The sequence below is a fragment of the Stenotrophomonas maltophilia genome (genome assembly GCF_047497515.2).
In the GTDB taxonomy this organism is placed as follows: domain Bacteria; phylum Pseudomonadota; class Gammaproteobacteria; order Xanthomonadales; family Xanthomonadaceae; genus Stenotrophomonas.
The window spans coordinates 333157-348465 of the sequence record NZ_JAXAXL020000001.1; the positions used below are offsets into that span (position 1 = coordinate 333157).

The following is a 15309-nucleotide window of genomic DNA, read 5'->3' on the forward strand; positions in this document are numbered from 1 at the left end:
TTGGGGCTCAGGGCTTGTTGGCGATCAGCGAAATCACTTCGAAATGGGGTGGGCGCTTTTCGCGCGTGACCGTTTCCAGGCTGGAGACCTGCAGGCCGGCCTTGTCGACGAACTTGCGCAGCTCCTTGTCGCTGAAGCCGAGGTTGACGTGGCCATAGGCCTCCACGGCCGCCTTGTGCTCATGGCGGGCCAGGCTGCACAGCAGCAGGCGGCCACCGGGACGCAGCACGCGGGCCGCTTCGGTCACCGCCTGCGCCGGCTTGCTGGCATAGGTCAGCGCGTGCATCAGCACCACCAGGTCGAAGCTGCCGTCCTTGAATGGCAGGGCATGCATATCACCCTCGCGCACCTCCACGTTGGGCAGGCGGCGCAGGCGCTCGCTGGCGGCGGCGACCACCCGCGCGCTGGTGTCGATGCAGATGTAGCGCTTGGCATGCGGGGCAACCAGCTCGGCCAGCACGCCGTCGCCGGAGGCGATGTCGAGCACGTCGCCGGTTTCCAGCAGCGGCAGCGCGGTGCGTGCCAGCGCCTCCCAGGTGCGGCCGGGCGAGTAGTGGCGTTCCATGTCGCCGGCCACGCTGTCGGCCCAGTTCTGGTCGGCGGCCCGGTGGGCGAGCACGGCGGCGACCCGTTCCGCATCCTGGCGCAGCAGCGGATCGTCGCTTCCGTTGCTCAAGGCATGCCACAATGCGCGCTGCGCCGGGTCCAGCTGGGCCTCGTCGAAGCGGTAGTAGGCCGACACGCCAGCGCGGCGGTCGCGCACCAGGCCGGCTTCCTTCAGGCGCGCCAGATGCGTGGACACGCGCGGCTGTGCCAGCCGGGTGATCGCCGACAGTTCGGCCACGGTCAGCTCCTCCTGCTCCAGCAGCGCCAGCAGGCGCACGCGGGTCGCATCGGCGAACACCTTCAGTCGGGTCGACCAGTCTTCCAGATCCATAAATATCTACCTATCGCGATATAGAGATATATTCGCCGAGGTTGCCTGCAACGGTCAAGTCGCTGGCGTACGGAAGCCGCCGCGCCCCGGTACAATCAGGCCATCCGGGCACGCCTTGCGTGGCCCACTTCATCATGTACCTGGGAGGGTGTTGTGGATTTCAGCTTTACTGAAGAGCAGTTGATGCTGCAGGACGTGGCGCGGCGCATCGCGCAGGAGAAGATTGCCCCCAGCGCGGAGCACCACGACCGCACCGGTGAGTTTCCGCTGGACAACATCCGCTTGCTGGGCGAGAACGGCCTGATGGGCATCGAAGTGCCGACCGAATACGGCGGTGCGGGCATGGACCCGATCGCGTACGTGCTGGCGATGGTGGAGGTCGCCGCCGCCGACGCAGCCCACTCGACCATCATGTCGGTGAACAATTCGCTGTTCTGCAACGGCATCCTCACCCATGGTACCGAGCAGCAGCAGCAGACCTACGTGCGTGCCATCGCCGAAGGCACGGCCATCGGCGCGTTCGCGCTGACCGAGCCGCAGTCCGGCTCCGATGCCACCGCCATGCGCTGCCGCGCGGTCAAGCAGGCCGACGGCACCTTCGTCATCAATGGCAAGAAGAGCTGGATCACCTCCGGCCCGGTGGCCAAGTACATCGTGCTGTTCGCGATGAGCGATCCGGACAAGGGCGCGCGCGGCATCACCGCCTTCATCATCGATACCGACAAGGCCGGCTTCGGTCGTGGCAAGACCGAACCGAAGCTGGGCATCCGTGCGTCGGCCACCTGCGAAATCGAATTCAACGACTACGTGGCCCAGGCCGAAGACGTGCTGGGCCAGGAAGGCGAAGGCTTCAAGATCGCCATGAGCGTGCTCGACGCTGGCCGCATCGGCATTGCCTCGCAGGCCATCGGCATCGCCCGGGCCGCGTATGAAGCGACCCTGGAATACGTGAAGGAGCGCAAGGCCTTCGGCGCGGCCATCGGCACCTTCCAGATGACCCAGGCCAAGATCGCCGACATGAAGTGCAAGCTGGACGCAGCGCTGCTGCTGACCCTGCGCGCTGCATGGGTGAAGGGGCAGGGCAAGCGCTTCAGCACCGAAGCGGCAGTGGCCAAGCTGACCGCTTCGGAAGCGGCGATGTGGATCACCCACCAGGCGGTGCAGATCCATGGCGGCATGGGCTATTCGAAGGAAATGCCGCTGGAGCGTTACTTCCGTGATGCCAAGATCACCGAGATCTATGAAGGCACTTCGGAGATCCAGCGCCTGGTGATCGCCCGCAACGAGACCGGGCTGCGCTGAGTGGTAGTGGCCGCGTCGCCGGTCCGGCGGCGCGGCAGTGCTGGGACGTCGCCATCTGTGGGTGGCGCTGCGCTGACCTCCCTGGGAATGCGTTAGCGGGGCACCTGGCAATGTAGTTGTCGGCCGTCCCACCTGCAGATGGGGCCGGTCGGGGCCGATCCGGGATTGATCTCGATCCTCACGCCGTACAGATGTGCGGTATCCACCCAGCTCTGATAGTCCCCGTCGCTACTGAATTGATACGTGCCCGAGTAGCCTTGGCCCGTATCGCTGTTTGAGGCTGCGCCGTCCGGTATCCGGTTTCCCGCCGCGTCGACGCTTTCGCCGGCAACATACCTTGCCCTGTCGACCGAATCTGGAGAGATCACCAGCCTGGTTCGCGAGCCATCGCGCCAGGTAATCACATAGGTTACGGTGTCCACGCCAAACAGTTTGCTCACCCAGCTCAGCACAACAGAGGAGATCGTCGTGGCCAGGGAGTTCCACGCCGGCTGCGACGTGTTGGCGCCACTGAAGGCGCGCCCTATGCCGAGTTCCAGTTGGGTTCGATAGGTGGCCGACTGCACCACATCGTAGGCATTGAGCCCCTTCAGTTCTGCCGGGAAGGTGATGCCATTGGCCATCTGCGGGTCATCAGGATGGACCGGAACAACGGTCCCGCGGCCGAAGGACTGTGGCACGAACTGCGTTCCTGGCCCGATGCCGGCCTGCGGGACTGCGAGGATGCGATGGAACATCGCGGTCACTTCGGTCGGGACGGCTACGGGGACTGCGCGGTATTTCCGCAGTTCGCGGTCGTACTCCACTTCAAAACCATTGAGCCGCTTTTGCTCCAGGTCGACCACCACGGTCAATCCCGTCCCTGACTGGAGCGCTGCCGAGCGTGGACTGGCGCAGTTGTTGCAGGGTACAACGCCGCCGGCATGCGCGGTTGCGTGCAGGCCAAGGCCGAGTGACAGGGACATGCAGGTGGCGAGTAGACGCGCATTCAAAAGGTGCAACATGGGAACGCCTCGATCAATCCGTTGAAGGAATGCACTGGATACCGGTCTGGGCTCAAGGGAACAGCGATGTAGATCCCATAGCGGATGTCTCTGTTCTGATGCGCAGCTTCCTGTCGCAACGAAAGCACTCTTGGGCTGCAAGGCGCCGCGCGGACGCGTTCAAGCCGACGCTCATCATCTGCAATGGCCTGCAGCGCAAGGCGAACGCGACGAGGCCTTTGCCCCTATGTTCCAATGCGATGGGCAATTCTTCAGGACATGCTGGATGATCTATCGCGGTTGGGGTTTCATGACGCTGGTAACGCCGATCGCAGGCATCCTGCTGCTGGCGTACTTCTTCCCGCATGACGGGCCCAAGGGCAACATCCCGCTGCAACAGGTGCTGCTGGGTGCAGGAATCGGCGCCGCCGCGAACGTGCTGCTGGGCCTCTGGCTCAATCGCGTGCCCCGGCAGCAGGGCGAAGCCGCGCCCCATCATTTCTTCTTCGTGCCGATGCAATGGGTGGCATTGGTGATCGTGGCGGTATGCGCGGTGGTTGCGCTGCTGCGCTGAATCGTTGCCCGAACAGCGCCAACCCAGGTTGGCGGCTGGCGGCCATGCCGTTGCTCTGATTGACACCAACCGACGTTGGATTGGATTCAGAAGCGGCAACAAAAAAGGCCCCGGATCGCTCCGGGGCCTTTGAAGGGTGACCACCAACGGTGGCCACCTACCGATCATCGATCAACGATCCGGGCGGTGGGCGCTTTCGGCGTCGCGCTGGCGTTCCATGAACTCCTTGGAGGGTTCATCCAGCTTGTCGCCCAGCATGCGGCGCACGACCACGAAGAACACCGGGATCATCAGCAGGCCGAGCAGGGTGGCGAACAGCATGCCGCCGATCACGCCGGTACCGATGGCGTGGCGGGAGTTGGCGCCGGCGCCGGTGGAGATCGCCATCGGGATCACGCCCATGATGAACGCGAACGACGTCATCAGGATCGGGCGGAAGCGCAGGCGGGCCGCTTCGATGGTGGCATCGCGCAGGTTCTTGCCGGCGGCGCGCTGCTCCACCGCGAACTCCACGATCAGGATCGCGTTCTTCGCCGCCAGGCCGATCACGGTGATCAGGCCGATCTTGAAGAACAGGTCGTTGGGCAGGCCGCGCATCATCGACAGGGCCAGTGCACCGAGCACGCCCAGCGGCACCACCAGCAGCACCGCCACCGGAATCGACCAGCTTTCGTACAGCGCAGCCAGGCACAGGAACACCACCACGATGGACAGCACCAGCAGCAGGGTCGCCGCGTTGCCGGCCAGGATTTCCTGGTAGGACATGCCGGACCAGTCGTAGCCGAAGCCGGCCGGCAGGTCGTCGTTGACGATCGCTTCCATGGTCTGCATCGCCTCACCCGAGCTGGTGCCCGGTGCCTGCGAACCGACGATGTTGATCGCCGAGTAGCCGTTGTAGCGGCTCAACGACGGCGGTGCCGACACCCATTCGGACTTGACCACCGTGTTGAGCGGGATCATCGCGTTGGTGCCGTCGGCATTGGTGGTCAGGCTGGACGGGCTGTAGAAGCTCTTCAGCGACTCCTGGCCGGTGCGGTACGGGCCATCGGCCTGCATGGTCACGCGCTTGATGCGGCCTTCGTAGAAGAAGTCGTTGACGTACACCGGGGCCAGCATCAGCTGGATGGTGCTGTACACGTCCGACACCGACATGCCCATCGACTGCGCCTGCACGCGGTCCACGTGCAGCTGCAGCTGCGGCGCGTTTTCCAGGCCGTTCGGGCGTACGCCGACCAGGTGGTCCGGTTTCTGCGCGGCCTGGCCGAGCAGGATGTTGCGGGCCTGGGTCAGCTGCTCGTAGCCGGCACCGCTACGGTCCTGCAGCCACATGTCGAAGCCACCGAATTGGCCGAGGCCCTGCACGGTCGGCAGGTTGACCACGAAGATCTGCGCTTCCTTGATGCCGTAGAACGCGCCGTTCATGTTCTGGATGAACTCCGGAGCCGTGAACTTGCGCTCTTCCCACGGCTTCAGGCGGATGAAGCCCATGCCCACGTTCTCGCCGGAACCGACGAAGCTGAAGCCGGCCACCTGCAGCATGCCTTCATAGCCATCCTGCTTTTCCAGGACGCCACGCATCTGCGCGAACACGTCGTTGGTCTGGCCCTTGGTCGAGCCCGGCGGCAGCTGCACGATCGCCAGCGCGTAGCCCTGGTCTTCTTCCGGCAGGAAGCTGCCCGGCATGCGGGTGAACAGGAAGCCGCACAGTGCGGTGAGCACCACGAACAGGATCATCCAGCGCGGCGCATGGCGCACCGCCGAGGTGATGTGGCCCACATAGGTGTGGCTGATCTTGTCGTAGTACTTGTTGAAGGTGCGGTAGACGATGTTCGGGTTGTCGTTGTGCGTCGGCTTGAGGAAGGTCGCGCACAGCGCCGGGGTGAAGCCCAGGGCCAGGAACGCCGAGAACGCCATCGAGATGGCGATGGTCAGCGCGAACTGCTTGTAGATCTCACCGGCCGCACCACCCTGCAGGGCGGAGGGGATGAACACCGCGGCCAGCACGACGGTGATCGCGACCACCGCGCCGGTGATCTGGGTCATCGCCTTCTGCGTGGCCGGCTTCGGCGCCAGGCCTTCCTCGGTCATGATGCGTTCGACGTTCTCGATCACCACGATCGCGTCGTCGACCACGATGCCGATCGCCAGCACCATCGCAAACAGGGTCAGCTGGTTGATCGTGAAGCCGATCATCCACATGCCCAGGAAGGTGCCGAGCAGGGCCACCGGGATGACCAGGGTCGGGATCAACGTGGCCCGGAAGTTCTGCAGGAAGATCAGCATCACCAGGAACACGAGGAACACGGCTTCGAACAGGGTCTTGACCACTTCCTGGATCGAGATCTTGACGAAGGTGGTGCTGTCGTACGGCGAGAACCAGGTGACGCCGGCCGGGAAGCTGGGCTGCAGCTCGTCCATCTTGCCGCGCACCGCATCGGCCACGTTCAGGGCGTTGGCGCCCGGCAGCAGCTGGATGGCGAAGGCGCCGGTCGGCTTGCCGTTGTACTGGGTGTCAAAGCCGTAGTTGTTGGCACCGAAGGCAACGCGGGCGATGTCCTTCAACAGCACGCGCGAGCCGTCAGCGTTGGCGCGCAGGATGATGTTCTCGAACTCCTGCGGCGAGCTGAAGCGGCCTTCGGCCGAGACCGTGGCGGTGAAGTGCTGGCCCTCCGGCGACGGGTCCGAGCCCAATGCACCGGCAGCAAACTGCACGTTCTGCGCACGCACGGCCGCCAGCACCTGGCTGGCCGACAGGCCATAGCCCTGCATCTTTTCCGGGTTCAGCCAGATGTTCATGGCGTACTCGGAACCGAACTGCTGGGTGCTGCCGACGCCGGGGATACGCGAGACCTGGTCGAGCACGCGCGAACCGACGATGTCGTTCAGCGCATCACGGTTGATGGTCGGTGTATCGGACTGCAGTGCCACCACCATCAGGAAGCCGGCGTTGGCCTTGGCCACCACCACGCCCTGCTGGGTCACTTCCGAAGGCAGTCGGGGCGTGGCCAGCGACACCTTGTTCTGCACCTGCACCTGGGCGATGTCCGGATCGGTACCGGTCTCGAAGGTCAGGGTGATCTGCGCCCGGCCGTTGGAGGACGAGGAAGAGCTGAAGTACAGCAGGTGATCGATACCGGTCAGCTGCTGCTCGATCACCTGGGTGACCGATTTTTCGGTGGTGTCCGCGCTGGCACCCGGGTAGGTGGCCGAGACGGTCACCTGCGGCGGGGCGATGTTGGGATAGGACTCCACGCCCAGGTTGAGGATCGCGATCACGCCGCTGAGCGAGATCAGGATCGCAACCACCCAGGCGAAGACTGGATGTTCGATGAAAAATTTAGGCATGACGGAAGGTTCCCGTTACTGCTTGTTCGAATCGGTGGCGGCCGGCTTGGCCGCATCGGCCTGCTCGGGCTTGGCGGCGTCGGCCGGTGCCTTGCCCGCGGCCGGTGCTGTGCCTGCCGGAGCAGCGCCGCCTGCGGCAGGCTTGCCGTTGGCGTCCTGCCCCGGGGTCCACGGCTTGGCCACCGCCGGCGCGCCTTCCTTGACCTTCTGCACGCCGGCCACGATCACCTTGTCACCGGCCGCCAGGCCGTCGCTGACCAGCCAGTTGCCGTTCTGCGCGCCGTCGGTCTTCACGTTCTTGCGCGCGACCTTGCCGTCGGCGCCGACCACCATCACGTAGCCGCCGGTGGTATCGCGCAGCAGTGCCTGCTGCGGCACCAGGTAGGCGTTGTTGCGCTCGCCCAGGTTGGCCTGGAAGCTGACGAAGGCGCCCGGCAGCAGGATCTGCTGCGGATTCGGCAGCAGCGCACGCAGCGAGACCGCGCCGGTGGCCGGGTCGACCGTGGTCGAGGAGAAGTCCAGCGTGCCCGGCTCGCTGTAGGTGGTGCCGTCGGCCAGCTTGACGCTGACCGTGGCCTTGCCATCGCCGGACAGGGCCAGTGCGCCCTTGGCCTGCTGCGCGCGCAGCTGGGTCAGCTCATCGACGCTCAGCGAGAAGTTCACGTACAACGGGTCGAGCTGGTCGACGGTGGTCAGCAGGGTCACATCGCCCTGGCCGACCAGCGCACCTTCGGTGACCTGCTGCTTGTTGGCCACGCCGCTGATCGGCGCGGTCACTTCGGTGTAGCCCAGGCTGATGCGGGAGGAGGTGACCGCCGCTTCGGCCTGCTTGACCGCGGCCAGCGCGGTGCGCTCGGCCGATTCGGCATTGTCCAGGTCGGCCTTGGAGACAAACTGCTGCGGCGCCAGCGAACGGGCGCGGTCGGCCGCGACCTTGGCGTTGGCGTAGGTGGCGCGGGCCGAGGCCAGCTGCGCCTCGGAGGCGTTGAGCGAGGCACGCAGCGGGGCCGGGTCGATCAGGAACAGGGTCTGGCCCTGCTTGACCTGCGAGCCTTCCTGGTAGACGCGCTTGAGCAGCACGCCCGGCACGCGCGCACGCACGTCGGCGCTGCGGAACGGCGACAGGCGGCCGACCAGCTCGCGCTGCAGCGGCAGGGTCTGCGGCTTGGCGTCGATCACGCCCACCTCCGGCGGCGGGGGCGTCTGCTGTTCCGGCTTCTTGCAGGCGGCCAGAGCGACAGCAACGGCGCACGTCAAGGCAAGGGTGCGGAGTGGGGCGGTCATCAGGAGGAACTCCGGGGTTGGTTTGTAGACGGGGCCGCCGACGGCTGTGGCGCGAAGGCGCGCAGGAAGCTGTCGACGGAGAACTCTGCCCAGCGCCGACGCAGCTGCGCGTCATCACGATGGGGCGTATGGAAGCGCTGTTTGTCGAAATCCTGACCGGCGATCATGCTCAGCAGCAGCTCGGCCATGAAGTGCGGGTCGTCATGCCGCAGCTGGCCGTTCCTGCAAACGGTTTCAATCCATTCAGCAAGATGAAGCGTCAGCGCGCCGGCGCCATGCCGGTACAGCGTACGCGCCTCTTCGGGAAACTGGGCCGCGTCGGCAGCGATCAGCCGGCAGGCCTGGCCTACGTGCGGTTGGTTGAAATGCTCCAGGAAATCGGTGGCGAACTGGAGCAGGCTGGCACGCAGGTCGTCAGTGCGGAGTGCACGGACCATGGCGCCGGTGGCGTGGCCGACATGGCGCTGCATCACCCGGCGCAGCAGGTCCTGCTTGCTGCCGTAGCGTGAATACAGGGTCTGCTTGGAGCAGCCGGCGTGCTGGGCCACCGCGTCCATGCTCATCTGCATGCCTTGCTGCGCCAGCAGCTCGCGCACGGCGTCGAACACGCGCTCATCGCGTGCGTCGAGGGCAACGGGAAGGTAGGCCGGGTTCACGCGGTGGACTATACCGTCCAGTTCAGGATTGTGGAATCGCATTGGCGTCGCCGCGTGTGTCTTCCGGTAACACGTTTTGCCGATCCTGTCGGCAGTGCTGAAATGAGCGCCAGCACCATACCGGTGCGAACTGAATAGGCGTCTAAACCGCAGCAAACCCGAATCTGCTTATTCCGTCCTGCAGCAAGGCCTTTTCGTGCGGTAGGGCTACAATTTCATTTTCCCAACTGAGCAAGCGCATCGCTCTGCCATGAAACCGCAAAAAACCGCAGCCAAGACCGTGAAAAACAAGACCAAACCAGCAGAGTCGGAGGTCGCAGTGACCGCTGGTTTCTCCCTGGAGCCGGTATACACGGCCTTGCGCAAGCGCTACCCCGCGGCCGCACAGGCCGAAGCGGTGGCCTTCGCCACTAGCTTCTACAAGCGCATGGAGTCGGACGAGTTCCCGCACCACAGCGCTGAAGAGTGGGCCGCTCTCGCGGCTGAGACGCTGGAATTCGCCCGTGCCCGCAAGGCCGGCAAGGCCAACGTCCGCGTGTTCAATCCGACCGCCAAGGCCAATGGTTGGGAATCGCCGCACACGGTGCTGCAGATCGTCAATGACGACATGCCGTTCCTCGTCGATACCGTCACCATGTCGCTGGCCGAGCAGGGCGTGGGCGTCCACGTGCTGGGCCACCCGGTGCTGCACTTCACCCGCGACAAGGCCGGCAAGCTGGTCAAGGTCGGCGAGGGTGATGCCGAATCGGTGATGCTGCTGGAGATCGATCGCCAGCCGGCCGAAGCCATGGCCGCCATCGAGCAGGCCATCAACAAGGCGCTGGATGAAGTGCGTGCGATCGTGCGCGACTGGCAGCCGATGAAGGACAAGGCGCTGGCGCTGGCCGACGACCTGGGCAAGCGCCAGCTGCCGGTCGACGATGCCTCGCGCAAGGAAGCACAGGAATTCCTGCGCTGGGCCGCCGACAACCACTTCACCTTCTTCGGCTACCGCGAGTACCGCGTCGAGAAGCAGGGCAAGGAAGACGTGCTGGCCCCGCTGAACGACACCGGCCTGGGCCTGATGCGCGGCAAGGACAAGTCCGCTGCCCGTCCGGTCAAGACCCTGGCCGCGCAGGGCCTGAACGCCACGTCCGGCCTGAAGGACGCGCTGATCCTGACCAAGACCAACGCCCGTTCGCGCGTGCACCGCGCCGGCTACATGGACTACATCGGCGTGCTGGAATTCGACGCCAAGGGCAAGATCATCGGCGAGCAGCGCTTCCTTGGCCTGTTCACCTCCAGCGCCTACAACCGCCGCCCGTGGGAAATCCCGCTGGTGCGCCAGCGCCACGAGCACGTGATGAAGCAGTCGGGCCTGGCCCCGTCCAGCCACAGCGGCAAGGCGCTGCGCCACATCCTGGAAACCCTGCCGCGCGAAGAGCTGTTCCAGTCCAGCGAGGACGAACTGTTCCGCACCGCGATGGGCGTGCTGGGCCTGCAGGAGCGCGTGCGCAGCCGCCTGTTCCTGCGCCGTGACAAGTACAGCCGTTTCATTTCCGCACTGGTCTACCTGCCGCGCGAGCGCTTCAACACCGACGTGCGCCTGCGCATCGAAGCGATGCTGAAGGAAGCGCTGCACGGCGAGTACGTCGACAGCTCGGTGGTGCTGGGCGAATCGCCGCTGGCCCAGGTGCACCTGATCGTGCGTCCGAAGCCGGGTGAAATGCTCGACGTCGATACCGCCGAACTGGAGCAGAAGCTGGCCCAGGTGCTGCGCAACTGGCAGGACGACCTGCGCGAAGCGCTGGTGACCCGCCACGGCGAAACCGAAGGCCTGCGCATCGCCGCCCGCATCGGCAAGGCGCTGCCGGCCGGTTACATCGAAGACAACAGCACCGCCGTTGCCGCCAACGATGTCAGCCAGCTCGACGCCCTGACCGGCCCGGACGACCTGCGCCTGAGCCTGCAGGCGGTGCCGCGCGAAAGCGGCGATGGGCTGCGCCTGAAGCTGTACCGCCAGCTGGACGACATCCCGCTGTCGGACGCGCTGCCGATGATGGAAAACATGGGCCTGCGCGTGATCGCCGAGCGTCCGTACCGCCTGTCGGTCGACAACGCCCCGGTGTACGTGCAGGACTTCGAGGTCGAGTCGACCGCCGGCGCGATCGATGCCGCCAGCGTCGATGAAGCCTTCGGCGAGACCTTCGCCCGCGTCTGGCACGGCGATGCCGAGAACGATGGCTTCAACCGCCTGGTGCTGGCCGCCGGCCTGCACTGGCGCCAGGTCGCCATGCTGCGTGGCTACTGCAAGTACCTGCTGCAGACCGGCGTGCCGTTCTCGCAGGCGTATGTGGAAGGCACCTTCGCCCGTTACCCGCTGCTGGCCCGCCTGCTGGTGGAACTGTTCGAAGCCCGCTTCGATCCGGCCACCGGCCACGAGAGCAAGGACGACATCGCGGCTGGCCAGGCGCAGCTGAAGGCCCACCTCGATGTGCTGGCCGCCGGCGACGAGGCCACCCTGAAGGTGCTCAAGACCGTGGTCGACGCCCGCAAGGGTGACCGCGACGCGCAGATGCAGGCCGCGCGCGATGCGCTGCTGAAGCTGATGGACCGCGTGTCCAGCCTGGACGAGGACCGCATCCTGCGTTCGTTCATGGGCGTGATCGACGCGACCCTGCGCACCAGCTACTACCAGACCGATGCCAACGGCCAGCACGGCCACGTCATCAGCTTCAAGTTCGATTCGGCGCTGGTGCCGGACCTGCCGAAGCCGCGCCCGTACCGCGAAATCTTCGTCTACGGCCCGCGCGTGGAAGGCACCCACCTGCGCTTCGGCGCGGTCGCCCGTGGTGGCCTGCGCTGGTCGGACCGTCGCGAAGACTTCCGTACCGAAGTGCTGGGCCTGGTCAAGGCGCAGATGGTCAAGAACACCGTGATCGTGCCGGTCGGCGCGAAGGGTGGCTTCTTCGCCAAGATGCCGCCGGTCAATGGTGATCGCGACGCGGTCTTCGCCAATGGCGTGGCCTGCTACAAGCTGTTCATCCAGGGCCTGCTGGACATCACCGACAACATCGTCAACAACAAGATCGTGCCGCCGGTGGATGTCGTGCGCCACGACATGGACGATCCGTACCTGGTGGTGGCCGCCGACAAGGGCACCGCGACCTTCTCCGACATCGCCAACGGCCTGGCCATCGCGCACGGCTTCTGGATGGGCGATGCGTTCGCCTCCGGTGGTTCGGTGGGGTACGACCACAAGGGCATGGGCATCACCGCACGCGGTGCGTGGGAGTCGGTCAAGCGCCACTTCCGTGCGCTGGGCCGTGACAGCCAGACCCAGGACTTCACCGCGGTCGGCGTCGGCGACATGTCCGGCGACGTGTTCGGCAACGGCATGCTGCTGTCGCGCCACATCCGCCTGGTCGCTGCGTTCGATCACCGCCACATCTTCCTGGACCCGAACCCGGATGCGGCCACCACGTTCGTCGAACGTGAGCGCCTGTTCACCGTGCCGCGTTCGAGCTGGGCGGACTACGATGCCAAGCTGATCAGCAAGGGCGGCGGCATCTATCCGCGCAGCCTGAAGTCGATCGAGATCACCCCGCAGGTGCGTGAAGCGCTGGGCCTGGACGACAACGTCAAGGCGCTGTCGCCGAACGATCTGATGAGCGCGATCCTGAAGGCACCGGTCGACCTGCTGTGGAACGGCGGCATCGGCACCTACGTCAAGGCCGCCAGCGAGCAGCACAGCGATGTCGGCGACCGCGCCAACAACGCCCTGCGCGTGAACGGTGGTGAGCTGCGCTGCAAGGTGGTGGGCGAGGGCGGCAACCTGGGCATGACCCAGCTGGGCCGCATCGAAGCCGCCGAGGCCGGCGTGCTGCTCAACACCGACTTCATCGACAACTCGGCCGGTGTCGACACCTCCGACCACGAAGTCAACATCAAGATCCTGCTCAACGATGTGGTGCGGGCCAAGAAGCTGACCGTCGAGCAGCGCAACAAGCTGCTGGCCTCGATGACCGACGAAGTCGCCGAGCTGGTGCTCAACGACAACTACCGCCAGAACCAGGCCCTGAGCCTGATGGAGCGGATGGCGGTCAAGCGCCTGGGTTCCAAGCAGCACTTCATCCGCACCCTGGAACAGCAGGGCCTGCTCGATCGCCAGATCGAGTTCCTGCCGTCCGATGCCGAGCTGTCGCAGCGCAAGGCGCGTGGCCAGGGCCTGACCCGTCCGGAACTGTCGGTGCTGCTGTCCTATTCCAAGCTGGTGGCATTCGCCCAGCTGCTGGATTCGGACATCCCGGAAGATCCGTACCTGTCCAAGGAACTGCAGCGCTACTTCCCGACCCCGCTGCAGAAGAAGTACGCCGACGCGATGGAGCGTCACCGCCTGAAGCGCGAAATCATCGCCACGGCCGTGACCAACCAGACCATCAACCGCATGGGCGCCACGTTCCTGATGCGCATGCAGGAAGACACCGGCCGTTCCATCGCCGAGGTCGCCAAGGCCTACACCATCAGCCGCGAGACGCTGGATGCCCGCGCGCTGTGGGCGCAGATCGATGCCCTCGACGGCAAGGTGCCGGAGTCGGTGCAGATCGACGCACTGGAAGTGATCTGGAAGCTGCAGCGTTCGTTCGTGCGCTGGCTGCTGTCGCGCCCGGGCGCGATGCCGGGCATCACCGAAGCGGTCAACCGCTACCAGGGTCCGTTCAACGACATCCGCGTCGCTTCGGGCGTGCTGCCGGATTCACAGCGTCCGACCTACGAAGCCCTGGTGGCCGAGTGGAAGGAAAAGGGCCTGCCGTCCGCGCTGGCGCAGCAGCTGGCCGAACTGCACTTCCTGGAGCCGGCGTTCGACATCATCGAACTGGCCCGCACCCGCAAGCTGAAGCCGGTGGACGTGTCCAAGGTCCACTTCCGCCTGGGCGACGCCCTGCAGCTGCCGTGGCTGTTCGAGCAGGTCGACGCGCTGGAGGTCAACGGCCGTTGGCATGCCGTGGCACGTGGCGTGCTGCGTGACGAACTGGCGGCCAACCACCGCAACCTGGCCGGCCAGGTGCTGGGCACCAAGGGCAGCAGTGCGGAGGCCAAGGTCGCGGCCTGGATGGGCCGTGACGACAACAGCCTGCGCTTCACCCTGGCGATGCTGGCCGAACTGGCCGAGCAGAAGACCCTGGACTATCCGACCGTCTCGGTCGCGGTGCAGCGCCTGGGCCAGCTGGCGGCACACGGCGCGTAAGTGATGTAGCGCCGGGCGCTGCCCGGCATGTGTAAACCGGAACGGCCCCGCGAAAGCGGGGCCGTTCTGCATTGCCTGGTAGCGCCGGTCGCTGGCCGGCAACCGCATCAACCGCAGCCGGATGCAGCGGCCGGCCAGCAGCCGGCACGACCGGGTATGCTCTTGTTGGCACACCCACCCGGATCCACCGATGAGCGACTCCCCCCGCATCGCTTTCCTGGCCAGCACCACCGAACCGGCGCAGATGGCCCGCGCGGCGATGGTCTCGCGCTATGGCGACTACGCGCCCGAGCAGGCCGATGTGTTGTGCCCGCTGGGCGGTGATGGCTTCATGCTGCAGACCCTGCACCGGCATGGGCACCTGGGCAAGCCGGTGTTCGGCATGAAGCTGGGCACGGTCGGTTTCCTGATGAACCAGTACCGCGGCGATGATGACGTGCATGCCCGCATCGCCCGCGCCGAGCCGGCCCACCTGCGCCCGCTGGAAATGGTGGCGATGACCGAGTCCGGTACCAGTACCGGTTCGCTGGCCTACAACGATGTCTCGCTGCTGCGCCAGACCCGCCAGGCCGCGCATATCGGTATCGACCTGAACGGCCAGGAGCGCGTGGCCGAGCTGATCGGCGACGGCGTGCTGGTGGCCACCCCGGCCGGCAGCACCGCCTACAACTATTCCGCGCATGGACCGGTGCTGCCGCTGGGTTCGCACACCATCGCGCTGACACCGTTGGCCCCGTATCGGCCACGGCGCTGGCGCGGCGCCATCCTCAAGGCCGATACCGAAGTGCGCTTCCGCGTGCTCGATCCGTACAAGCGCCCGGTCAGCGTGACCGCCGATTCGCACGAGACCCGCGACGTGGTCGAGGTGACTATCCGCGAGTCGAAGGACCGCCGCGTGACCCTGCTGTTCGACCCGGAGCACAACCTGGAAGACCGGATCCTGAGCGAACAGTTCGTTTTTTGAGGACAATGGGCGGCCGGCCGTGCCGATCGCTTGAAGG

At 65.8% G+C, this 15309-nt stretch carries 9 protein-coding genes; 4 read left to right on the plus strand and 5 right to left on the minus strand.

Annotated features, from left to right (window positions below; translation table 11 throughout):
• Positions 1 to 7: 7 nt before the first annotated feature.
• On the minus strand, positions 8 to 937 hold the full coding sequence (locus ACMZPQ_RS01740) for an ArsR/SmtB family transcription factor (protein ID WP_197582203.1): 930 nt from the start codon (positions 935 to 937) through the stop codon (positions 8 to 10).
• Between the two features lie 153 nt (positions 938 to 1090).
• On the opposite strand from ACMZPQ_RS01740, the gene ACMZPQ_RS01745 reads away from it, so the two are divergent.
• On the plus strand, positions 1091 to 2239 hold the full coding sequence (locus ACMZPQ_RS01745) for an acyl-CoA dehydrogenase family protein (RefSeq protein ID WP_197582204.1): 1149 nt from the start codon (positions 1091 to 1093) through the stop codon (positions 2237 to 2239).
• 92 nt (positions 2240 to 2331) lie between these two features.
• On the opposite strand, the gene ACMZPQ_RS01750 is transcribed toward ACMZPQ_RS01745, so the two are convergent.
• Entirely contained in the window at positions 2332 to 3243 is a 912-nt protein-coding gene (locus ACMZPQ_RS01750; RefSeq protein WP_414485998.1) for a hypothetical protein, read from the minus strand.
• Positions 3244 to 3508: 265 nt separating this feature from the next.
• Between ACMZPQ_RS01750 and ACMZPQ_RS01755 the strand changes: the two genes are divergently transcribed.
• A complete protein-coding gene (locus ACMZPQ_RS01755) occupies positions 3509 to 3796 on the plus strand; it encodes a hypothetical protein (RefSeq protein WP_197582211.1) in 288 nt (95 codons plus the stop codon).
• A 171-nt stretch (positions 3797 to 3967) separates the two neighbouring features.
• On the opposite strand, the gene ACMZPQ_RS01760 is transcribed toward ACMZPQ_RS01755, so the two are convergent.
• From ACMZPQ_RS01760 to ACMZPQ_RS01770, 3 genes are read right to left on the minus strand one after another with little or no spacing between them, the layout of a single operon-like run.
• Positions 3968 to 7141 carry a multidrug efflux RND transporter permease subunit gene (locus tag ACMZPQ_RS01760; RefSeq protein ID WP_197582205.1) on the minus strand — a complete coding sequence of 1058 codons (3174 nt, stop codon included), beginning with the start codon at positions 7139 to 7141 and terminating at the stop codon, positions 3968 to 3970.
• 15 nt (positions 7142 to 7156) lie between these two features.
• Positions 7157 to 8425, minus strand: a complete 1269-nt coding sequence (locus ACMZPQ_RS01765; protein WP_197582206.1) for an efflux RND transporter periplasmic adaptor subunit — start codon at positions 8423 to 8425, stop codon at positions 7157 to 7159.
• Positions 8425 to 9081: a TetR/AcrR family transcriptional regulator C-terminal domain-containing protein gene (locus ACMZPQ_RS01770; protein ID WP_197582213.1), complete on the minus strand. Its 657-nt coding sequence runs from the start codon at positions 9079 to 9081 to the stop codon at positions 8425 to 8427. The genes ACMZPQ_RS01765 and ACMZPQ_RS01770 overlap by 1 nt, the downstream gene beginning before the upstream one ends.
• A gap of 250 nt (positions 9082 to 9331) precedes the next feature.
• On the opposite strand from ACMZPQ_RS01770, the gene ACMZPQ_RS01775 reads away from it, so the two are divergent.
• Complete coding sequence (locus ACMZPQ_RS01775; RefSeq protein ID WP_197582207.1) at positions 9332 to 14308, plus strand: NAD-glutamate dehydrogenase; 4977 nt, start codon at positions 9332 to 9334, stop codon at positions 14306 to 14308.
• A gap of 190 nt (positions 14309 to 14498) precedes the next feature.
• Positions 14499 to 15272, plus strand: a complete 774-nt coding sequence (locus ACMZPQ_RS01780; protein ID WP_197582208.1) for an NAD kinase — start codon at positions 14499 to 14501, stop codon at positions 15270 to 15272.
• The last annotated feature ends 37 nt before the right edge of the window (positions 15273 to 15309 follow it).